Raw genomic sequence first — 19917 nt, 5'->3', positions numbered from 1 at the left:
AAGACTGAACTGTGTGAACTGCGGAGGGTTCCTCGCCGGATGTGATCCGTGCCGCAAGCGGGCGCGGCCTGCTGCGGGTGGGGCGAGCCTTGGGGCCGGCGCTGCTGTGCCGGGTTTGAGGAGCGGCGGGTGAGTTTGAGGTCCGGCGGCAGCCGAAGCCTGCTAGATCAAGGCTGCCAGCAGTATTCTTTGCCGTTACCCGTTACCCGCAGGCGCCCCCACACGCGGCTTCAGCCCGCCGCCGCTGCGGCCCCTTCAGCGCGTGATGCGGAAGGGGACCACCACGGATTTCGCCTGCCGGTCGGGCGGGGCGGGCATGCGGGGCAGGCGGCTGGCGTGGCGCATCAGCGCCGCGTCGACGCCGGGGTCGCCGCTGCCCTGGGCGAGCGAGGCCTGCACCCCGCCGCCGCCGTCGATGCGCACCAGCACGGTTGCGGCCAGCTGCCCGCGGGCGGTGACCCGGGCGCGGCTCATGTGCCGTGCGGTTGCCTGGCGCACCTTGTTTTCCCAGGACTGCACCGCCTGCCCCGAGACGCGCGCGGCCTGCCCGGCGCTGCCGGCCGCCGAAGGGGCGGGCTGCGTGCGGGCGGGAGCGGTCTGCGCCTGCCGGGGCTGCTCGCGGGGCTGTTCCTGGCGGCGCTCGCGCTGCGGCTCGGGCTTTTGCGGGGTCTCGCGCGGCTCGACGATGCGGCGCAGCGTCGGCGGGCGGGCGCGGGGGCGCACGGCGGCGATGGTCTCGATCGGCTCGACCACCGGCTCGACCACCGGCTCCGGCTCGGGTTCCGGCAGTGGCTCCGGTTCCGGTTCCGGCTCGGGCTCGGGCGGCGGCTCAGGTGCCGGCTCGGGCTCAGGTTCCGGCTCTGGCGGCGGCGGTTCGGGTTCCGGCTCCGGCTCGGGCTCGGGGAACTCGGGCGGCTCCAGCTCGGCCAGCTGCGGCAGCGCCGGCAGGTTCTCGGTCAGCTCGGTCGGGGTTTCCGCGACGCCGGCCGCGGGTTCGGGCGGCAGCAGCTCGACCACCGTGGCCTCGGGCGGCACCGGCACCGGCGCGGGGCGCCGCGCCAGCGTGGTGGCGCCGACCAGATGCGCGCCAAGCACCAGCACGGCGGCGGTGAACCACCAGCCCGGGCGGCCCGCGCGGGTCACGACGCCGGCACCGTTTCCAGGCCGACCAGACCGATCCGGCCCCAGCCCGCGTCGCGGATGCGGTTCATCAGCCCCATCAGCTCGCCATATTCGACGTTGCGGTCGGCGCGCAGGTAGATCCGCGCCTCGGGGTCGCCGCCGGTGGCGTTGTCCAGCGCCTCGGGCAGCGCCTCGACCCCGATCTCGCTGTTGGCCAGGGCGATGCTGCCGTCGGCCTGCAGGGTGACATAGACCGGTTCGTCCGGGCGCGGCGCCGCCGCCGCGGTCGAGGCAGGCAGGTCCACGTTCACGTCCACCGTCGCCAGCGGCGCCGCCACCATGAAGATGATCAGCAGCACCAGCATCACGTCGATGAACGGGGTGACGTTGATTTCCGACAGCTCGTCGAGCTGCTCGCCATCGTCGGGGCGCGAACCCATGTCAGAGCCTCCGCATGGCGTGGTCGAGCTCGCGGCTGACCAGCCGTTCGATCAATGCGCCGCTGTCGCGCAGCTGCGCGCGGTGGGATGCGATGGCGCGGGCGCACAGGTTGTAGACGATCACTGCCGGGATCGCCGCGACCAGCCCCAGCGCGGTGGCCAGCAGCGCCTCGGCGATGCCGGGGGCGACCACGGCCAGGTTGGTGGTCTGGGCGCGCGAGATGCCGACGAAGGCGTTCATGATGCCCCAGACCGTGCCGAACAGCCCGACAAAGGGCGCGGTCGCGCCGATGGTGGCCAGCAGCCCGGTGCCGTTGGCCAGCTGCCGCCCCGCCGCCGCCTCGATCCGGGCCAGGGTCGAGGCCACGCGTTCCTTGACCCCCTGCGCGGGCACGCCCGGCAGGTCGGGGCGGGCGGCGACCAGTTCCCGCCCTGCCGCGCGCAGCATCCGCGCCACCGGGTCGCGCCGCCCGCTCAGCCGCCCGGCCGCGGCGGCCAGCGCCCCGGCGGCGGCGATCCGCCCATGGCTGACGGTGGCGGCGCGCGCGGCGCCGGCGATCTCGATCAGCTTGAACAGCGCCACCGTCCAGGTCACCACCGAGGCCGCCGCCAGCCCGATCATCACCGCCTTGACCACGATGTCGGCGGCCATGAACATCCCCCAGGGGGAAAGATCGTGGGGCAGCGTGTCGGGCGGCAGCACGCCCGGGGCCTGCGCGAAGGCGGGCGAGGCCGCAACCACGGCGCAGGCGGCAAGGGCGGTGAGGCTGCGGTTCATCTTGGTCTCCGTGGCGCGTTTCTTGGACATTCTTTCCCCGGATCGGCTGGGAATCCGGCCGTCAGCCCCGGGCATGGTCGCGGGCCTTGCCGGGCGATGGTGAAGCCATCTTCGGGCCGCCGCGGGGCATGGAAGGATTCGGCATGATCTTCCCTTCGAAAAGGTCGCAGAACAGACACGCCGTGGCTGGCGGCCCGGTGTCCGATCGCTGCTGGTCGGGGCCGGGCCCTGCGATGCGGGCGAAGGCGTCGTCGGCGGCTGGGTAGACGACCTTGTGATGCGGCGTCAATACCCGATTGTTTTGATCGCCATCTATGGACAGCTACCGCTTCCACGGATAGCAGGGGGCAGATGCCAGCCCGACGCCAGCACGATAACCGATTTTTTCCGAAAGGACCTGACATGCGTGGATTCGTGCTCGCCCTTCTGATGTCGACGGCGCCGGTGGCGGCGATGGCGGCCGACATCACCATCCAGACCGCGCAGGGCGAGGCCACCGTGCCGCAGGCCCCCGAGCGGATCGCGGTGCTGGACCTGGGCGCAATCGACACGCTCAAGGCGCTGGGAATTACCCCGGCGGCGGTGCCGGACGATCTCTATCTGGATTATCTCAAGGATTTCGCGCCCGAGGCGGCGCGGGTTGGCACCGTGCTGGAACCCAATCTCGAGGCGCTGGCCGGGGCCGGTCCCGACCTGATCGTGGTCGCCAACCGCACCGCCCCGGCGCGGCAGACGGTGTCGCAGGTGGCGCCGGCCATCGACATGACCGTGGACGGCGGCAAGCTGGTCGAGCAGCTGAAAGAGCGGCTGAACGCCTATGCGCAGCTTTACGGCAAGGAGGCCGAGGCCGAGACCCTGATCGCCGCGCTGGACGAGAAACTGGCCGCTGTGGCCGAGGCCGGGCGCGACAAGGGCACGGCGCTGGTGGTGCTGACCAACGGGCCGAAGATGTCGGCCTATGGTCCCGGCTCGCGATTCGGCTGGCTGTATGACGTAACCGGGCTGCCGCCGGCGGTGGAAAAGCTGGACCCGACTGCGGGCCACGGCGATGCCATCAGCCATGAGTTCATCGCCCAGGCCAACCCCGACTGGCTGCTGGTGCTGGACCGCGGCGCGGCCATCGGCGCCGATACCCAATCGGCCGAGGCCACGCTGTCGACCGAGCTGGTCAAGGGCACCAAGGCCTGGACCGACGGCCATGTGGTCTATCTGCCGGCGGGCGACCTCTATCTGGCCGCGGGCGGCTATACCGCGATGATGAACCTGCTCGACAGCCTGCAGGAGGCGCTGGAGAAATGATCCTCGGCCGCCGCCCCGCCGCCGTGCTGGCGCTGTCGGCCCTGGTCGGGCTGATGGCGCTGAGCCTGGGGCTGGGCGCGGCCGAGATCGACCTGCGCAGCGCCCGTTCGGATGCGTGGACGGCGCTGGTGGTGATGGAATCGCGGCTGCCGCGCACGCTGGCGGTGGCGCTGTCGGGGGCGGCGCTGGCGGTGTCGGGGGCGCTGATCCAGGCGCTGGTGCGCAACCGCTTCGTCGGGCCCGACACCTCGGGCACCAGCGAGGGCGCGGCGCTGGGGCTGCTGGCGGTGACGCTGCTGGCGCCCGCCGCGCCGATCTGGGTCAAGATGCTGTGCGCCAGTGCGGCCGCCGTCGCCTCGACCGCGCTGTTCGTGGCGATCATCCGCCGCCTGCCGCGGCGCGAGGTGATGCTGGTCCCCATCGCCGGGCTGGTGCTGTCGGGGGTGCTGGGCTCGGTCGTCACCTGGATCGCCTGGCAAACCGACATGCTGCAATATATCGGCACCTGGCTGAGCGGCGAGTTTTCGGGCGTCACCGCCGGCCGCTACGAACTGCTGTGGGTCGCGGGCGGGGCGGCGGCGCTGGCCTGGCTGGGCGCCGACCGTTTCGCCATCCTGTCGCTGGGCGACGAGATCGCCACCGGACTGGGCTTGCGCGCCGCGGCGGTGATGCGGCTGGGGCTGGTGGTGGTGGCGGTGGTCTCGGCGCTGGTGGTCACCACGGTGGGGATGGTGCCCTTCGTCGGGCTGGTGGTGCCCAATATCGCGGCGCGGCTGGTCGGGGACGACCTGCGCGCCTCGCTGCCCATCGTGGCGGCGGGGGGCGCCGGGCTGCTGCTGGTCTGCGACATCATCGGGCGGGTGCTGATCGCGCCCTACGAAATTCCGGTCGGGATGATCCTCGGGATCCTCGGCGCCGCCATCTTCCTGGTGCTGCTCTATCGGAGCCCGGCGCATGGCTAGGCCGGGGATCCGGCCGCTGCCCGCCGGGGCGGCCACGGCCACGGCCACGGCCCCCGGGCCCGCGCGGCCATGGGGCCGGCTGCGGCCGGGGGTGGTCGCGCTGCTGGCGGCGGCCTTGGCGCTGTGTTCGCTGATCTGGATGTTCCAGGGGCTGGGCGGCGGCAACCGCAGCTTCATCCTGTGGCTGCGGGCGGTGAAGCTGGCGGGGCTGATCACGGTCGGGGCCTCGGTCGCGGTGGCCACGGTGCTGTTCCAGACCGTCTCGGCCAACCGGGTGCTGACCCCCTCGATCATGGGGTTCGACGCGCTTTACGTGCTGTTGCAGACGCTGCTGGTCGCCAGCGCCGGGGTCACCGGCTTTGCCGCCATCGACCCGGCGGCGAAGTTCCTGGCCGAGGTCGCGGTGATGGTGCTGCTGGCCGGGCTGCTGTTCGGGGCGCTGCTGGGGCGCGGCGCCCGCGACATCCCGCGGATGATCCTGACCGGGGTGATCCTGGGGGTGATGTTCCGCTCGATCAGCGGCTTCATCGCCCGCATCCTCGACCCCAATTCCTATGCGGTGGTGCAAAGCGTCAGCTTTGCCAGCTTCGGCCGCATCGACGCCACGCTGCTGCTGCCGGGCGGGGTGATCGCGGCGGCGGCGATCGCGGCGGCGCTGGCGCTGGCCCCGCGGCTGGACGTGCTGGCGCTGGGGCGCACGGCGGCGGTGTCGCTGGGGCTGCGCTTTGACCGCATGGTGGTGATGTCGCTGGCGCTGGTGGCGGTGCTGGTGTCGGTCTCGACGGCGCTGGTCGGGCCGGTGGCGTTCTTCGGGCTGCTGGTCGCGGGCATGGCGCACGGTCTGGCGCCCAGCGACCGCCACGCGGTGCTGCTGCCCACTGCCGGGCTGATCGGGGCGCTGATCCTCGTCGCCGGCCAGACCCTGTTCGAACGGGCGCTGGCCCAGCCCGCGACGCTGTCCGTCGTGGTCGAGTTCCTCGGCGGGCTGTTCTTCCTTTACCTGCTGCTCAGGGGGCGCATCAGATGATCCGCATCGAATCCGTCCAGCACCACATCGGCCCGGCGCCGATCCTGTCGGACATCTCGCTCGAGCTGCCCAAGGGCCGGCTGACGGCGCTGATCGGGCCGAACGGCGCCGGCAAGTCCACGCTGCTGCGGCTGGTGGCCCGGCTGGAGCGGTTGCAGGCAGGGCGCATCGCCGTCGACGGGCAGGACATCGCCCGCACCCCCACCGAGACGCTGGCCCGCAGCCTGGCGATCATGGGCCAGCACAACAACGTCGCCAGCCGGCTGCGGGTGTCCGAGCTGGTCGGCTTCGGCCGCTGGCCGCATCACCGCGGCCGCCCGCGCGCCGCCGACCACGCCGCCGTCGCCGCCGCGATCGAGGCGGTGGACCTGGGGCCGCTGGCGCATCGCTTCCTGGACGAGCTGTCGGGCGGGCAGGTGCAGCGCGCCTTTCTGGCGATGACCTTCGCGCAGGACACCCCCTGGGTGCTGCTGGACGAGCCGCTGAACAACCTTGACATGGCGCACGCCCGGGCGCTGATGGCGCGGCTGGCCGGGGTGGTGCGCGAGTCCGGGCGCAGCGTCGTCACCGTGGTGCACGAGGTGAATTATGCCGCCGCCTGGGCCGACCACATCGTCGCGATGAAGAACGGCCGCATCTTTGCGCAGGGCCCGGCCGAGCAGGTGCTGAACGAGGCGCTGCTGTCCGAGCTTTACGGCACCCCGATCGAGGTTTCCTCGCATGACGGCCGTCCGCTGGTGCTGCACCACCATGCCCATAGCGAGGCCGAGCTGATGATCCGGGTGGCGTCCTGACCCCACCCGGCCGTTGCGACTGAAACGTTGCGGCTACAGCGTCGCGCCGATCTTCCACGGCACGAATTCGTGGTCGCCATAGCCGAACTCTTCGGACCGGCTTTTCCGGCCCGAGGCGGTGTCCAGCAGCAGCTCGTAGATGCGCTGGCCCATTTCCTCCAGGCTGACGCCCTCGTCCACCACCACGCCGCAGTTGATGTCCATGTCCTCGGGCATCCGCCGGAACAGCTCTCCGTTCGAGGCCAGCTTGATCGAGGGCGCGGGCTTGGCGCCGAAACACGACCCCCGCCCGGTGGTAAAGGCGATCAGGTTGGCGCCCGCCGCGACCTGGCCGGTGGCCGACACCGGGTCATAGCCGGGGCTGTCCATGTAGACGAGGCCGGGGGTGGTGATCCGCTCGGCATAGGCAAAGGCGCCCGCGACCGGCGCCTGCCCGGCCTTGGCCACCGCGCCCAGCGATTTTTCCAGGATCGTGGTCAGCCCGCCGCGCTTGTTCCCGGGCGAGGGGTTGTTGTCCAGCGAGGCGCCGTTGCGTTCGGCATAGTCGCACCACCAGTCGATCATCCCGCGGATCCTGGCCGCCGTCGCCGCGTCGGAACGCGCGATCAGCAGATGCTCGGCCCCGAAGATTTCCGGGGTCTCGGACAAGATCGAGGTGCCGCCCGCCGCCACCAGCAGGTCCGAGGCCACCCCCAGCGCCGGGTTGGCGGTGATCCCGGAAAACCCGTCCGAGCCGCCGCATTGCATCCCCAGAACCAGCCCCGACACCGGCTGTTCGCTGCGCTGGTCGCGGTTGGCGGCCTCGCAGATCGGCTCCAGCAGCTCCAGCGCCCGGCGCACGGCGGAACCCGAGCCGCCGACCTCCTGGATGTTGAACACCCCGAAGCGTTCGCGGGTCCAGTCGTCGCGCTTGTAAAGCGTCAGCTGGTTGACCTCGCAGCCCAGCCCGACGATCAGCACGCCGCCGAAGTTCGGGTGGTCGCGATAGCCCTTGAGCACCCGCACCAGCGTGTCGAACCCCTCGCCCGAACCGGCCATGCCGCAGCCCTGGTCGTGGACGATGGGGGCAAAGCCATCGATGCCGGGAAACCGCGGCAGCAGCTCGCGCTCGGCCGCCCGCGCGATGGCGTGGCAGACGGTGGACGAGCAGTTGACCGAGGCCAGGATGCCGATGAAGTTGCGGGTGCCGACGCGGCCGCCGTCGCGTGCATAGCCCATGAAGCTGCGCCGCAGGGGCGGCTCGCGGCGCTGCCCGGTCTGGACGGCGCGGTCGGAATGGCTGTCCGACATGGCGGCATTGTGGCTGTGGACATGCTCGCCCGGTGCGATCGGCGCGGTGGCCGAGGCCATGATCTGGCCGTATTTCACCACCGGCTGGCCTGCGGCGATGGCGGCGACGGCGAACTTGTGCCCCAGCGGGATATCGGCGGCCAGCGTCACCCCCTGCGCTTTCGTCCCCGCGGCCAGCGGCTGCAGCGCCACCGCCACGTTGTCGGCCTGGTTCAGGTGGATGGCGGTGGGCCGTTCGGGGGTCGGGCTGTCCGGGGTGTGGCTGGCATCAGTCATGCGCGTGCTCTTTCGACGATGGCGTGCAGTTGCGGGGTGGCCGGCCCGCCGGGGCCGATCCAGTCCAGAAAGGCGGCAATGCGGCGTTCGGCCTTTTGCGTGTGGTTCTGGGCGATATCCTCGATCCGGTGGTCCAGGAACGGGTTGCGCAGCCGGTCCAGCGTCGCAGCCAGATAGGCGCGCGCCTGCGGCTCGCGGCCCTTCCGGGCGAAACCGGGGATCACCTCGGCGTCATAAAGCGCCAGCAGCGCCGCGCCCTCGGGGGCGTCCATCAGCTCGCGCACCAGCGCGCCGGGGCGGGCGCCCGAGCGGCGCCAGAAATCCACCAGCGCCGTGTGGCCGAGGTTCAGGATATGCAGCTTGAGCCGCTCGATCTCCTCGAGATCGGGGACCATCTGCACAGCGGGGTGGTTGCAGGGGGCGATGATCCCCGGCGCGGCCTCGATCGCCCACAGCGCATAGGGTTCGGCGACCGCGCCCGCGGGTTCCAGCGGCTCGGAGACGATGCGGTCCACAAGGCTGTTGGCGAACCCCAGCCCCGCCACCCAATCGGCCACCGCCGCCGGCATCCCGTTGCCGCGCAGGATTTCCAGCACCCGGGCCTTGAGCACCCGGCCGTTTTCGGGGACCAGCTCCAGCGGCATCACCTGCAACGGCCTTGCGCCGGCGTGGAACCGCGCCGCCAGCAGATGCGCCAGCTTGGCCGGAAAGCTCATCGCCTGCGACGGCGCGGGGTCCAGATCGGCTGGCTGCGGCTGATAGCCCGCGTCGGCGGTGTTCGAGATCACGATCTCCACCTGATCGCAGAACAGCCGTTCCAGCGCCGGCCAGTCGCTGGCGGTCGACAGCGTGCGGCGCACGGAATCGACGCGCAGCTCCTGTTCGACGGCGCGGCCCCGGTCCAGCCCGCGGATGCGCACGGGATAGCCCCCGGGCGCCGCCAGCGCCGCCAGCCGCGCGGCGCGCGCGGCATCGCCCGAGCTTTGCACCACCGTCACCGCAAGCGGCGGCTCGGCCTGCGCAAAGAACAGGTCGGCATGGGCCTGAAGGAAGCGCGAGGTGCCGAATTGCAGGATCGGGGTGCGCGGCTCAGACACGGATGATCGCCTTGATCAGCGTGCCGCGGTCGGCGGCCCACAGCGGCAGGTTGGTTACCGCCTCGTCAAAGCCGGTCTCATGCGTGGCCAGACGCTCGACTGGGACGAGGCCGCGGCGGATGCAGTCCATCACATGCTCGAAATCGGATTTCAGCGCGTTGCGGCTGGCCAGCAGCGTGGTCTCGCGCTTGTGGAACTCGGGGTCGGGGAAGGACAGATCGCCCTTGACCACCGACAGCAGCACATATGTGCCGCCATGCGCCAGCCAGCCCAGCCCCGCGTTCATCGCGTGGATGCTGCCGGTGGCGTCGAACACCGTGTCATAGGCCTGCGCGGCCTCTTCGCCCACCAGCTCCAGCCGGGCCTGCGGCAGCACCCCGGCGGCCAGTTCCAGCCGCGAGGCCGAGCTGTCGCGCAGCGTCACCCCGGTGCCGTCGATCCCGGCAAAGATCGCCGCCGCGAGCCCGATGGGACCGGCGCCCACCACCAGCACCGAGGACCCCGGCCGCAGCCGGGCGCGGCTGACCCCATGCGCGCCGATGGCCAGGAACTCGACCATCGCCGCGGCCCGCTCGTCCAGCCCCTCGGCCTCGTAAGCGTTCTGCTCGGGGACCAGCACCTCTTCGCACATGCCGCCGTCGCGGTGCACGCCCAGCACCCCGATATTCTCGCAGCAGTTCGGCTTGCCGATGGCGCAGGCGTGGCAGTGGCCGCAGGTCAGATAGGGGTTGATCACCACCAGATCGCCCACCGCGATGCGCCCGTCGGCGCTGGCATCCAGCGCCCGGCCCGACAGCTCGTGCCCCATCACGCGCGGATAGGACAGGAACGGCTGCTGGCCGCCATAGATGTGATAATCCGTGCCGCAGATGCCGACATGGCCGATGCGGATGCGGATATGGCCCGGCTGCGGCTGCGGGCGGGGGCGGTCCGTGCGCTCGAACCGGCCCGGCTCGACGCAGACAAGGGCTTTCATCATCCGGGGCGTTCCTCGAAGCGATTTTTCTGCTGGTATGTTCTTTATTTAATAAATACCGTTCCGGTCAACTGCAAAGCCGGGGTGCGGATGGCGCGCGACAGGAACCTGTTCAAGAAGCTGGTGAATCGGCAGCTCGACCGGCTCGAGGGGCTGGCCCCGGGCGCCGAGCTGGGCCCCGAAGGGGCGCTGGCGGCCGAGCTGGGCGCCAGCCGCACCACGATTCGCGCGGTGCTGGCGCATCTGGAGGGCATCGGGGTGCTGTCCTGGGACGGGCGGCGCAAGCTGCTGCTGCGCGCGCCGCGTCCCGGCGACCGCTTCGACCTGGCCGAGACCCGGCCGCCGCTGGCCCAGATCGAAGAGCCGTTCCTGCAATGGATGCTGCAGGGCGAGCTGCCCCCCGGCGCCAGCTTCAACGAGGCCGAGCTGGCCCGCCGCTTTGGCGTGCCGCTGGGGGCGCTGCGCGAATATCTGATCCGCTTCGAGCCCTTCGGCCTGATCGAAAAGCGCCGCAACCGGCATTGGGTGCTGAACGGCTTTACCCGCGACTTCGCCGCCGAGATGTTCACCGTGCGCGAGATGTTCGAGCGTCATGCCCTGCCGCTGCTGGTGGCGGCGGCGGCGCCGGGCGGGCGGCTGCGGCCCGAGGTCGCGGCGATGCGCGACGCCCATGCGGCACTGGCGCAGGGGGACGACGCGGGGTTGGCCGCGTTTCCGGCGCTGGACGCGCAGTTCCACCGGCTGATCTGCGCGGCGGCCGAAAACCGCTTCATGCTGGATTTCAGCCGCACCATCGCGATCATCGTGCATTACCACTATCGCTGGAACAAGCGCGACGAGCAGCGCCGCAACCGCGCCGCCATCGCCGAGCATCTGGCGATCCTCGCCGCGGTGCTGGACGGCGACAGCCCCGGCGCCGCGGCGGCGCTGGACACGCATCTGGCGACGGCGCGGCGGACGCTGATGGACTCGGTGCTCTGGAACGGCGACGATGCGCCGGCCGGGGATGCCCGGGCCTAGGAACATTCGGAAAGCAAGGAAGAACGGATGCGGTTTCTCGCGGTCGGGGAATGCATGGTCGAGATGTCCCACGCGGGCGAGGGGCTGTGGCGGCAGGGGTTTGCGGGCGATACGCTGAACACCGCCTGGTACATGCGCGCGGGCCTGCCGGCGGATTGGGCGGTCGAGTATTTCACCGTGGTCGGCACCGACCCGCTGTCGGAGGCGATGCTGGACTTCATGCAGGGCGCCGGGATCGGCACCGGCCGGATCGCCCGCCACCCCGAGCGGGCGCCGGGGCTTTACATGATCAGCCTCGAGAACGGCGAGCGCTCGTTCACCTACTGGCGCGACAATTCGGCGGCGCGGACGCTGGCCGCCGACCCGGCGCGACTGGGACACGCGCTGGCCGGCGCTGCGATGATCTATGTCAGCGGCATCACCATGGCGGTGCTCGAGGGCGAGGGGCGCGCGGTGATGCTGGACCAGCTGGGCCGGGCGCGGGCGGCGGGCAGCCGGGTGGTCTTCGACCCGAACCTGCGGCCGCGGCTGTGGCGCGACGCGGCCAGCATGTGCGCGGCGATCGAGGCGACGGCGGCGCTGGCCGATATCGTGCTGCCCAGCCACGACGACGAGGCGCGGCATTTCGGCGACGCCTCGCCCGAGGCCACGGCGCGGCGCTATGCGGCGCTGGGGGCGGGCGAGGTGCTGGTCAAGAACGGCGGCGGCCCGATGGCGTTGGCGCTGGAGGGGCGGGCCCCCGAGGCGATGCCGCCGCTGCCGGCTGTGACCCCGGTCGACACCACCGGCGCCGGCGACAGCTTCAACGCCGGCTATCTGGCGGCGCGGCTGGCGGGGCTGGACCCGCAGGCGGCGGCGCGGCGCGGGCATGAACTGGCCAGCCGGGTGGTGCAGCATTACGGGGCGCTGATGCCGATGGAAAAGGCGCGGGGCTGACCCCCGCGCCCTGTTGCGCCGCGTGCTGGCGGGGGTGGCCCCCCGCCGGACCCGCACCTAGACCAGCACCAGCGACAGCGCCGGGATATAGGTGACCAGCAGCAGCGCGATCACCAGCGCAGCGACGAACATCCAGCCCTCGCGGAAGAACTCGCCGATGGTGGCCCGTGTCAGGTTGCAGACGAGTAACAGCACCGTTCCCACTGGCGGCGTCAGCGTGCCGATCGACAGGTTGACGATGATGACGATGCCGAAATGCACCGGGTCGATGCCGAATTGCGCCAGCACGGGCTTGAGCAGCGGCACCAGCACGATCATCAGGGCGGTGCCCTCGATGAACATGCCCAGGAACAGCAGCAGCACGTTCACCGCGGCCAGGAAGGCGTATTTGTTGGTGGTCAGCCCGGTGATCCACTCGGCCATGGCGATGCCGGCGCGCTCGTTGGAAAAGATCCAGGCGAGGCCCGAACTGGTCATGATCACCAGCAGGATCGCCGCGGTCTGCCGGGCGGTGTCGCCAAGCGCGCGCCCGACATCGGCGGGCTTCATGTCGCGGTAGATGAAGAAGCCGATGATCAGTGTCATCAGGATGGCGATGGCGCCGGCCTCGGTCGGGGTGAAGATGCCCATGCGGATACCGCCGACGATCACCACCACCAGCACCAGCGCCGGCCAGGCCTGGAACAGCACGCTGCGGGTTTCCGACGCCGTGGGCCAGCTGTCGCGCGACGCCGGGATGCCGCGGCGGCGGGCGTAGATGTAGACCGCGATCAGCAGCAGCACGCAGAGCAGCAGCCCCGGCACGATCCCGGCCATGAACATCGACCCGATCGAGACATCGGCCACCAGCCCGTAGATGATCAGCGCGATCCCCGGCGGGATGATCGGGGTGATCAGCGAACCGCAGGCGGTGATTGCCGAGGCCGCGCCCCGGGAATAGCCCTGCCGGATCATCTGCGGCACGATCATCCGCGTGGCCATCGCCGCATCGGCGAGGTTCGAGGCCGAGATCCCGCCCATCAGCGTCGACAGCATGACGTTGGTGTGGCCCATGCCGCCGCGGATCCGCCCGACCAGCAGGTCGGCCAGCGCCAGCAGGCGCCGCGCCACCGCGGTGGCCCCCAGCAGCGTGCCCAGCAGGATGAAGAACGGGATCGCCAGCAGCGACGAGTTCTGCGTCGGTGCCACGATCCGCTGCACCGCGATGGCCAGCGGCAGGTCCGAGAAGAACAGGAAATAGATCAGGATCGAGGCGAACATCGCCAGATAGATCCGCATGTTCAGTGCAAACAGCACGAACATCAGAAGGATAGCGATCAGCCAGCTCATGCGTCGGCCTCATCATGGGCGGAAAGGACAGAAGGGGCAGCGACCGGCCGGTGCCCGGCCATGCGCAGCAGCGTGACCACGATCACCCCCAGCGCGCCCAGCGTCACCGGCAGGTAGATCCAGAACCACGAGATCCGCAGGATGTTGGTGCGCCGCATGGCGGACGCCTCGGCCAGCACCCAGCCGTACCAGGCGATCACCCCCAGCAGCCCGATGGAGAGCAGCCCCACGATGACGATCAGCACCCGCCGCCCCTTCGGCGACAGGAACCCCTCGATGATGTCGATGGTCAGATGCTCGCCCCGCGCCTCGGTGCCGATGGCCGAGATCATCACGATCCACACCATCAGCAGCCCGGCGGCTTCTTCGGTCCAGGCCAGGGGCTGGCCCATCACATAGCGGGCAAAGACCGCGCTGGCCACGATGGTGACAAGCACGACAAGGCTCAATCCGCCTATCACCGAGGCGGTTCGGTCTATCCAGCGCATCGCTTGCTCCGTTGCAAAAGGGCCGGCACGGATGCCGGCCCGTGGGTCCTGTGGCGATTACTGGGCGATTTCCGCCTGGATGCGCTCGTAAAGCCCCGGGGTCCATTCGGGGAACTGCTCGTAGAAGGGCTTGGTCGCCTCTTTGAAGGCCGCGATGTCGGGGGTGGTGACCTCGACGCCCACCGCCTTCATCGCCTCGAGCGCGTCGGCCTCGTCCTGGGCCGCGACCTTCTGGCTTTCGACGCCGATCTCGTAGCCGGTGTCCTCGATCAGCTTGGCGACCTCGGGGTCGAGGGTCTGGAAATAGCTTTCCCCGCCCAGCCAGAACGCGGCCGAGGTGACGTAGCCCACCATCGACAGCTGCTTGGCCTGTTCGTCCAGCTTCTGCCCGTGCAGCACGGTCAGGGGGTTTTCCACCCCGTCGATCACGCCCTGGGTCAGCGCCGGATAGACGTCGCCCAGCGGCATCGGGGTGGGGGTGCCGCCCATCAGCTCGATGGCCTTGATCTGCATGTTGTTGTTGGGGGTGCGGATCTTCAGCCCCACCATGTCGGCCGGGGTCTCGATCTTCTTCTTGGCCAGGATGTGGCGCGCGCCGTACATGTAGTTGGGGATCACGATGCGGATGCCCTGATCGCGCAGCTTGAGTTCCTTTTCCTTGAACCATTCGCCGTCATAGATGCGGAACAGCGATTCCGTGTCGTCGGCGAGATAGGGGCCGTAAAGCACGCCCATGTCGGGGTCATAGTCGACCAGGAAGCCGGCGTCGGCGATGGTGATGACGTTCACCCCCATCTTGGCCTGCTCGATGATGTCCTCTTTCGAGCCGAGCTGCGACGAGGGGTAAAGCTCGAACTCGACCTTGCCCTCGGAGCGTTCCTTCACCAGGTCGGCCCATTTCTGCATCATCAGGTCGACCGGCTCGCCGGGGTTGTTCTCATAGGCGATCTTGACCGTCACGTCGGCGGCCAGCGCCGGCAGCGCCAGCGTCAGCGCCAGCGCGGTTCCCAGCCCGATCTTTCTCATCAACGACATCTTGGGTCTCCTCCCTCGGGGATGTGTCAGCTTGGTTGAAAACGATAGGTTTCCAGGCTTTCCGGCCGCATCTCGATCGAGAAGCCGGGCATCGTCGGCGGCATGTAGGCTGCGTTCTCGATGCGCACCGGGTCAAGGAAATGTTCGTGCAGGTGGTCGACATATTCGATCACCCGGCCCTCGCGGGTGCCGCTGATGCACAGATAGTCGATCATCGACATGTGCTGCACGTATTCGCACAGGCCGACGCCGCCGGCGTGCGGGCAGACCTTGAGCCCGTATTTCGCCGCCATCAGCATCACCGCCAGCACCTCGTTCAGCCCGCCCAGCCGGCAGCTGTCGATCTGCACCACGTCGATGGCGCCTTCCATGATGAACTGCTTGAACATGATGCGGTTCTGGCACATCTCGCCGGTGGCGACCTCGACCGGGGCCACGCCCTGGCGGATCTTGCGGTGGCCGGCGATGTCGTCGGGGCTGGTGGGTTCCTCGATGAACCACGGGTTCACGAAGGCGAGCTTCTTCACCCAGTCGATGGCCTGATCGACCTCCCACACCTGGTTGGCGTCGATCATCAGCCGCACGTCCGGGCCGACGGTCTCGCGCGCGATGGTCAGGCGGCGGATGTCGTCGTCCAGATCGCGGCCGACCTTCATCTTGATGTGGCTGAAGCCCGCGTCCACCGCCTCGCGGCACAGGCGGCGCAGCTTGTCGTCGTCATAGCCCAGCCAGCCGGCCGAGGTGGTGTAGCAGGGGTAGCCCTCGCGCAGCAGCGTCTCGATGCGGGCCTGCTTGCCCTCGGCCTGCTTCGTCAGGAAATCGAGCGCCCATTCCGGGGTGATGCAGTCGGTCAGGTAGCGGAAGTCGATGCAGCGCACCAGCTCCTCTGGCGACATCTCGGCCACCAGCTGCCAGACCGGCTTGCCCGCGGCCTTGGCCCACAGGTCCCAGGCGGCGTTGACCACCGCGCCGGTGGCCAGGTGGATCGCGCCCTTGTCGGGGCCGATCCAGCGCAGCTGGCTGTCGCTGGTCACATGGCGCCAGAACCGGCCCATGTCGGCGGCGATCCAGTCCAGATCCAGCCCGACCACCAGCGGCCGCAGCGCCTCGATCGCGGCGATGCAGATCTCGTTGCCGCGGCCGATGGTGAAGGTCAGCCCGTGGCCCTGATGGGGGCCGTCGGTTTCCAGGATGACATAGGCGGCGGAATAATCCGGGTCGGGGTTCATCGCGTCCGAGCCGTCCAGCGCCTGGCTGGTCGGGAACCGCACGTCGATGCTGCGCAGGCCGGTGATGCGGGTCATGCCTGCACCACCTTCTGGGTCTGCTCGCCCAGGCCCTCGATCCCCAGCCGCATCACCTCGCCGCCCTTCAGGAACACCGGCGGCTTCTGCCCCAGCCCGACCCCGGGGGGCGTGCCGGTCGAGATCACGTCGCCGGGCTGCAGCGACAGGAAGCGGCTGACATAGGCAATGATCTCCGGCACCTTGAAGATCATGGTGGCGGTCGAGCCGTCCTGATAGCGCCGCCCGTCCACCTCCAGCCACATCTTCAGATCGTGCACGTCCCCGGCCTCGTCCGGGGTGACCAGCCAGGGGCCGATCGGCCCGTGGGTGTCGTGGCCCTTGCCCTTGTCCCAGCTGCCGCCGCGCTCCAGCTGCCATTCGCGCTCGGACACGTCGTTGATCACGCAATAGCCCGCGACATGGGACAGCGCCTCGGCCTCGTCGATGTAGCGGCCGCCCTTGCCGATCACCACGCCCAGCTCGACCTCCCAGTCGGTCTTGGTCGAGCCGCGGGGGATTTCCACGTCGTCGTCGGGACCGCAGATGGCGCTGGTCCATTTGGCAAAGACGATGGGCTCATCCGGGATCGCGGCGCCAGTTTCGGCGGCGTGGTCGGCGTAGTTCAGGCCGATGCAGATGAACTTGCCGACGCGGCCGACGCACGGGCCGATGCGGGCCGCGCCCTCGGCCAGCGGCAGGGTTGCGGGGTCCAGCGCGGCGATGCGGGCCAGCCCCTCGGGGGTCAGCACCTCGCCGGCAAGGTCGTCGACATGGGCGGAGAGATCGCGGATACGGCCCTCGGCGTCCAGGATTCCGGGGCGTTCCTGTCCGGGCGGTCCAAAGCGCAGAAGTTTCATCGGGTCCTCATGTTATGGCGGGCAGGGGGCAGGGCCGGGGCAGGGCGGCGGCTCAGATCGTCACGCCGCCGTCGACCAGCAGCGCCTGCCCGGAAACGAAACGGCTTTCGTCCGACAGCAGATAGACCACCATCGGGGTGATATCGTCGACCGTGGCCAGCCGCCCCATGGGCTGGCGGGCGATGAAGTCCTTTTCCGCCTGCACCGGGTCGGCCGAGGCCGCGATGCGCCCGCGCAGGCTGGGGGTGTCGACCGTGCCCGGGCACAGCGCGTTGCAGCGGATGCCCTGGGCCACGAAATCGGCGGCGATGGCCTTGGTCAGCCCGATCACCGCCGCCTTGGTCGCGCCATAGGCGGTGCGGTTGACGAAGCCCTTCACCGACGAGGCCATCGAGGCCATGTTCAGGATCGAGGCGGTGCCGGTCGCCTGCGCGCGCTCCAGCATCCCCGGCAGCAGCGCCCGGGTCAGCCGCACCATCGAGGTCACGTTCAGCGCGACGCTGCGGTCCCAGTCCTCGTCGCTCATCTGCAGCAGATTGCCGTTGGCGACCATGCCGGCGCAGTTGAACAGCCCGTCCAGCGCGACGACGCGGGCGGCGATGTCGCGGATGGCGGCGGCGTCGGTCACGTCCAGCGCGGCGGTCTCGACCCCCGCGGTGCCGTCCAGCCCGCGCAGCAGCGCCGCATCGACGTCGGTGGCGATCACCCGCGCGCCCTCGGCCGCAAGCGCCAAGGCGCTGGCGCGGCCGATTCCCTGGCCTGCCGCCGTCACGAGGATGGATTTTCCTTCCAGACGCATGTGACCCCTCCCGTCATCTGCTTGTTCGGATATGAACAGATTATTCATAGGTGAACAGTTGACGCAAGGTATTTTTTGCGCTGCAGTCGCCTGCGCGATGCCGTAAGAGAGCGTCGGCTAACCGCCTGTCAGCCGGGGGAATGTTCTTGACCAGCCATTTCGATGCCGGGCCGGCCGCCGAGGACCGATCCGCCCCTGCCGATGCCGCCGACCGCTATCGCGCGCCGGCGCTGGACAAGGGGCTCGACATTCTCGAAGTCCTGGCCGAGCAGCCGCGCGGCCTGACGCGGGCGGAGATCGTCAAGCTGATGGGGGTCAGCCCCTCGCAGATCTACCGGATGCTGGAACGGCTGGTGGTGCGCGGCTATGTCTCGCGCGTCGAGGGCGGCGACCGCTATGCGCTGAGCATGAAGCTGTTCAACCTGGGCACCCGCCATCCGCCGCTGCGCCGGCTGGTGGCGCAGGCGCAGCCGATGATGGACGAGTTCGCGATCGAGGTGCGGCAGTCCTGCCACCTGGTCGTCCCCGAACACGGCCATGGCATCATCATCGCCCAAGCCAGCCCGCAGGGGCATTGGGAGTTCAGGGGCCGGGTCGGCGGGCTGCTGAACCTGTTCGCCACCGGCTCGGGGCTGGCGCTGCTGGCCTTCCAGCACCCCGACCGCCTGGCCGAGACCCTGCGCCTGTGGGGCATCGCCGATGCCGGCGCCCGGCTGGCGCCCATCGCCGGGCATCTGGCCGAGGTGCGCGAACAGGGGGCGCGGGTGGCGCCCTCGGCGCAGTTCGTCGGCGTCACCGACATCAGCGTGCCGGTGCGCGGCCCGGGGGACGAGGCGGTGGCGGTGCTGACCTGCGCCCATATCGACCACCCCGGCGAGGGGGGCGAGGACAGCCGGGACCGGGCGCTGGCCCGGCTCCAGACGCTGGCGGCGAGCCTCTGAGCCGGGCGGGCAGCTGCCACGGGACAGTCGCGGCCGGGCCTTGGATTCCGATGACGGCCCCGGCGCCTTCCGCCACCATGGCTGGGGTGGCAGGCGCTCAGTAATCCTCGTCCTGGTCGGCGCGGGTCAGGTAGAGATGCGGCAGGATCCCGTCGATGCGCTGCATCTCGGTCGGGTCGCTGAAAAACACCTGCGCGGGCCGGGTGGGCTTGCTGCGGGAAAACCCGGCCAGCCGCGCGGCCTCGGTCAGCGCCGGGGTGGCGACGCAGCCAAAGGCCGCGACCTCGGCCCCCAGCGCGTGCAGCCGGCGCAGCGCCGCGCGCAGCAGCAGCGCCAGCTCGCGCGGGTCGTCGTCGACGGTCAGGATGTCGGTCACCTGCCCGGTGCCGCGGGCCGGGTCGATGGCATGGCCGACGGCGACATAGCCCCGCAGCTCGCCGTCCCGGCGCAGCTGCAGCACGTCGTATCGCTGCAACGGCATCTCGCGGAACCGCCAGCGCATGAAGGCGGCGTCGCGGATCTGGATGAAACGGTGGTTCGCCGCGGCCTGGCGCCAGAACGCGTCATGCTCGGCGCCGAAGGCATCGGCGTCGGCGATGCTTTCGCCGCGCGCCAGCCGGGGGCCGTGCCGGGCCGCGATGCCGCGCCAGGCCGACCACAGCGCGTTGCCGAAGGCCGCCAGCGGCGCGGCGGCGGGGCGGCGCCGCGCCACCGCGCTGCCCGCCCGCAGCGGCGCGAACATCTGCACGCGGGCGGCGTTGCGGGCGCCGAATTTCTCGTTCACCCGCGCCAGCTGGTCGCCGATGGGAAGCCCGATGCCCGAATCCGCGTAGAACGCCCGGATCAGGCTGATCCCGAGGCCGCGGATCTTCGGGTCGATGTTGGTGCCGTAGGGGGTGCGGAAATAGCGCCGCCGCCCGTCGATCCAATAGGCGGTGACGCCGTGGATGGCGCCGCCGGCCAGCTGGTCGCCATGCCAGGCCGACAGCACCTGCACCCGGGGGGCGTCGGGGCCCAGCGGCGGGTGGAACAGCCAGTCCCAGCAGCGGTCCTTGCGCGCCACCGCGGCCGCGTCGAAGGTCTCGGCCATCCGGGCCAGGAACTGCTGGCGGATCTCGGGGCCGCGGGGTTCGATCCTGACTGCCATTCCCGTCCCTTCCCCCCC

At 70.4% G+C, this 19917-nt stretch carries 20 protein-coding genes; 7 read left to right on the top strand and 13 right to left on the bottom strand.

What is annotated here, in order from left to right:
* Window positions 1-255: 255 nt before the first annotated feature.
* From RSP45_RS03490 to exbB, 3 genes are read right to left on the bottom strand one after another with little or no spacing between them, the layout of a single operon-like run.
* A complete protein-coding gene (locus RSP45_RS03490) occupies window positions 256-1143 on the bottom strand; it encodes a TonB C-terminal domain-containing protein (RefSeq protein WP_415393228.1) in 888 nt (295 codons plus the stop codon).
* On the bottom strand, window positions 1140-1562 hold the full coding sequence (exbD, locus tag RSP45_RS03485) for a TonB system transport protein ExbD (RefSeq protein WP_073063412.1): 423 nt from the start codon (window positions 1560-1562) through the stop codon (window positions 1140-1142). The genes RSP45_RS03490 and exbD overlap by 4 nt, the downstream gene beginning before the upstream one ends.
* Window position 1563: 1 nt before the next feature.
* Window positions 1564-2370, bottom strand: a complete 807-nt coding sequence (exbB, locus tag RSP45_RS03480; RefSeq protein ID WP_073063408.1) for a tonB-system energizer ExbB — start codon at window positions 2368-2370, stop codon at window positions 1564-1566.
* 372 nt (window positions 2371-2742) lie between these two features.
* Here exbB and RSP45_RS03475 point away from each other — a divergent pair, with 372 nt between their 5' ends.
* From RSP45_RS03475 to RSP45_RS03460, 4 genes are all read left to right on the top strand, one after another.
* Window positions 2743-3639 carry a siderophore ABC transporter substrate-binding protein gene (locus RSP45_RS03475; RefSeq protein WP_415393227.1) on the top strand — a complete coding sequence of 299 codons (897 nt, stop codon included), beginning with the start codon at window positions 2743-2745 and terminating at the stop codon, window positions 3637-3639.
* On the top strand, window positions 3636-4601 hold the full coding sequence (locus RSP45_RS03470; RefSeq protein WP_415393226.1) for an ABC transporter permease: 966 nt from the start codon (window positions 3636-3638) through the stop codon (window positions 4599-4601). Before RSP45_RS03475 ends, RSP45_RS03470 begins: the two co-directional genes overlap by 4 nt.
* A 139-nt stretch (window positions 4602-4740) precedes the next feature.
* Window positions 4741-5628, top strand: coding sequence for an iron chelate uptake ABC transporter family permease subunit (locus RSP45_RS03465; RefSeq protein ID WP_415393986.1), 888 nt, complete (start codon window positions 4741-4743; stop codon window positions 5626-5628).
* The gene (locus RSP45_RS03460) at window positions 5625-6422 is read left to right on the top strand and encodes an ABC transporter ATP-binding protein (RefSeq protein WP_073063398.1); all 798 of its coding nucleotides are present in this window, start codon (window positions 5625-5627) and stop codon (window positions 6420-6422) included. The genes RSP45_RS03465 and RSP45_RS03460 overlap by 4 nt, the downstream gene beginning before the upstream one ends.
* Window positions 6423-6455: 33 nt before the next feature.
* Here the strand turns inward: RSP45_RS03460 and RSP45_RS03455 are convergent, their stop codons facing one another.
* From RSP45_RS03455 to RSP45_RS03445, 3 genes are read right to left on the bottom strand one after another with little or no spacing between them, the layout of a single operon-like run.
* Window positions 6456-7988 (bottom strand): UxaA family hydrolase, encoded by a 1533-nt coding sequence (locus RSP45_RS03455; RefSeq protein WP_415393225.1) that lies wholly within the window; start codon window positions 7986-7988, stop codon window positions 6456-6458.
* The gene (locus RSP45_RS03450; protein ID WP_415393224.1) at window positions 7985-9085 is read right to left on the bottom strand and encodes a mannitol dehydrogenase family protein; all 1101 of its coding nucleotides are present in this window, start codon (window positions 9083-9085) and stop codon (window positions 7985-7987) included. Before RSP45_RS03450 ends, RSP45_RS03455 begins: the two co-directional genes overlap by 4 nt.
* The gene (locus RSP45_RS03445; RefSeq protein WP_415393223.1) at window positions 9078-10064 is read right to left on the bottom strand and encodes a zinc-binding alcohol dehydrogenase family protein; all 987 of its coding nucleotides are present in this window, start codon (window positions 10062-10064) and stop codon (window positions 9078-9080) included. Before RSP45_RS03445 ends, RSP45_RS03450 begins: the two co-directional genes overlap by 8 nt.
* Before the next feature lie 87 nt (window positions 10065-10151).
* Here RSP45_RS03445 and RSP45_RS03440 point away from each other — a divergent pair, with 87 nt between their 5' ends.
* Together RSP45_RS03440 and RSP45_RS03435 are read left to right on the top strand one after the other, a co-directional pair.
* The gene (locus RSP45_RS03440; protein ID WP_415393222.1) at window positions 10152-11081 is read left to right on the top strand and encodes an FCD domain-containing protein; all 930 of its coding nucleotides are present in this window, start codon (window positions 10152-10154) and stop codon (window positions 11079-11081) included.
* Window positions 11082-11108: 27 nt separating this feature from the next.
* Window positions 11109-12017 carry a sugar kinase gene (locus RSP45_RS03435; RefSeq protein ID WP_415393221.1) on the top strand — a complete coding sequence of 303 codons (909 nt, stop codon included), beginning with the start codon at window positions 11109-11111 and terminating at the stop codon, window positions 12015-12017.
* Between the two features lie 57 nt (window positions 12018-12074).
* Here RSP45_RS03435 and RSP45_RS03430 read toward each other — a convergent pair whose 3' ends face one another.
* The 6 genes from RSP45_RS03430 to RSP45_RS03405 form a co-directional block, all read right to left on the bottom strand.
* A complete protein-coding gene (locus RSP45_RS03430) occupies window positions 12075-13346 on the bottom strand; it encodes a TRAP transporter large permease (protein WP_415393220.1) in 1272 nt (423 codons plus the stop codon).
* Entirely contained in the window at window positions 13343-13795 is a 453-nt protein-coding gene (locus tag RSP45_RS03425; protein ID WP_415393219.1) for a TRAP transporter small permease, read from the bottom strand. Before RSP45_RS03425 ends, RSP45_RS03430 begins: the two co-directional genes overlap by 4 nt.
* 96 nt (window positions 13796-13891) lie before the next feature.
* Entirely contained in the window at window positions 13892-14869 is a 978-nt protein-coding gene (locus RSP45_RS03420; protein WP_415393218.1) for a C4-dicarboxylate TRAP transporter substrate-binding protein, read from the bottom strand.
* A 26-nt stretch (window positions 14870-14895) separates the two neighbouring features.
* On the bottom strand, window positions 14896-16173 hold the full coding sequence (locus RSP45_RS03415; RefSeq protein WP_415393217.1) for an L-fuconate dehydratase: 1278 nt from the start codon (window positions 16171-16173) through the stop codon (window positions 14896-14898).
* Entirely contained in the window at window positions 16170-17012 is an 843-nt protein-coding gene (locus RSP45_RS03410; protein ID WP_415393216.1) for an ureidoglycolate lyase, read from the bottom strand. Before RSP45_RS03410 ends, RSP45_RS03415 begins: the two co-directional genes overlap by 4 nt.
* Before the next feature lie 52 nt (window positions 17013-17064).
* Window positions 17065-17811, bottom strand: coding sequence for an SDR family oxidoreductase (locus tag RSP45_RS03405; protein WP_415393215.1), 747 nt, complete (start codon window positions 17809-17811; stop codon window positions 17065-17067).
* A 146-nt stretch (window positions 17812-17957) separates the two neighbouring features.
* Here RSP45_RS03405 and RSP45_RS03400 point away from each other — a divergent pair, with 146 nt between their 5' ends.
* Window positions 17958-18752: an IclR family transcriptional regulator gene (locus tag RSP45_RS03400; RefSeq protein ID WP_415393214.1), complete on the top strand. Its 795-nt coding sequence runs from the start codon at window positions 17958-17960 to the stop codon at window positions 18750-18752.
* 97 nt (window positions 18753-18849) lie between these two features.
* On the opposite strand, the gene RSP45_RS03395 is transcribed toward RSP45_RS03400, so the two are convergent.
* A complete protein-coding gene (locus RSP45_RS03395; RefSeq protein WP_415393213.1) occupies window positions 18850-19899 on the bottom strand; it encodes a hypothetical protein in 1050 nt (349 codons plus the stop codon).
* Between the last annotated feature and the right edge of the window lie 18 nt (window positions 19900-19917).

Origin of the sequence: Paracoccus sp. SJTW-4 (assembly GCF_047716885.1) — a bacterium.
In the GTDB taxonomy this organism is placed as follows: Bacteria; Pseudomonadota; Alphaproteobacteria; order Rhodobacterales; family Rhodobacteraceae; genus Paracoccus; species Paracoccus solventivorans.
This window is presented reverse-complemented; position numbering and strand designations above follow the sequence as displayed.

Bases quoted from the DNA above. Each gene is read 5' to 3' on its own strand.
- exbD (WP_073063412.1), bottom strand. From the start codon at position 1,562: ATGGGTTCGCGCCCCGACGATGGCGAGCAGCTCGACGAGCTGTCGGAA.
- exbB (WP_073063408.1), bottom strand. From the start codon at position 2,370: ATGTCCAAGAAACGCGCCACGGAGACCAAGATGAACCGCAGCCTCACC.
- RSP45_RS03475 (WP_415393227.1), top strand. From the start codon at position 2,743: ATGCGTGGATTCGTGCTCGCCCTTCTGATGTCGACGGCGCCGGTGGCG.
- RSP45_RS03470 (WP_415393226.1), top strand. From the start codon at position 3,636: ATGATCCTCGGCCGCCGCCCCGCCGCCGTGCTGGCGCTGTCGGCCCTG.
- RSP45_RS03465 (WP_415393986.1), top strand. From the start codon at position 4,741: ATGTTCCAGGGGCTGGGCGGCGGCAACCGCAGCTTCATCCTGTGGCTG.
- RSP45_RS03460 (WP_073063398.1), top strand. From the start codon at position 5,625: ATGATCCGCATCGAATCCGTCCAGCACCACATCGGCCCGGCGCCGATC.
- RSP45_RS03455 (WP_415393225.1), bottom strand. From the start codon at position 7,988: ATGACTGATGCCAGCCACACCCCGGACAGCCCGACCCCCGAACGGCCC.
- RSP45_RS03445 (WP_415393223.1), bottom strand. From the start codon at position 10,064: ATGATGAAAGCCCTTGTCTGCGTCGAGCCGGGCCGGTTCGAGCGCACG.
- RSP45_RS03440 (WP_415393222.1), top strand. From the start codon at position 10,152: ATGGCGCGCGACAGGAACCTGTTCAAGAAGCTGGTGAATCGGCAGCTC.
- RSP45_RS03435 (WP_415393221.1), top strand. From the start codon at position 11,109: ATGCGGTTTCTCGCGGTCGGGGAATGCATGGTCGAGATGTCCCACGCG.
- RSP45_RS03430 (WP_415393220.1), bottom strand. From the start codon at position 13,346: ATGAGCTGGCTGATCGCTATCCTTCTGATGTTCGTGCTGTTTGCACTG.
- RSP45_RS03420 (WP_415393218.1), bottom strand. From the start codon at position 14,869: ATGTCGTTGATGAGAAAGATCGGGCTGGGAACCGCGCTGGCGCTGACG.
- RSP45_RS03415 (WP_415393217.1), bottom strand. From the start codon at position 16,173: ATGACCCGCATCACCGGCCTGCGCAGCATCGACGTGCGGTTCCCGACC.
- RSP45_RS03410 (WP_415393216.1), bottom strand. From the start codon at position 17,012: ATGAAACTTCTGCGCTTTGGACCGCCCGGACAGGAACGCCCCGGAATC.
- RSP45_RS03405 (WP_415393215.1), bottom strand. From the start codon at position 17,811: ATGCGTCTGGAAGGAAAATCCATCCTCGTGACGGCGGCAGGCCAGGGA.
- RSP45_RS03395 (WP_415393213.1), bottom strand. From the start codon at position 19,899: ATGGCAGTCAGGATCGAACCCCGCGGCCCCGAGATCCGCCAGCAGTTC.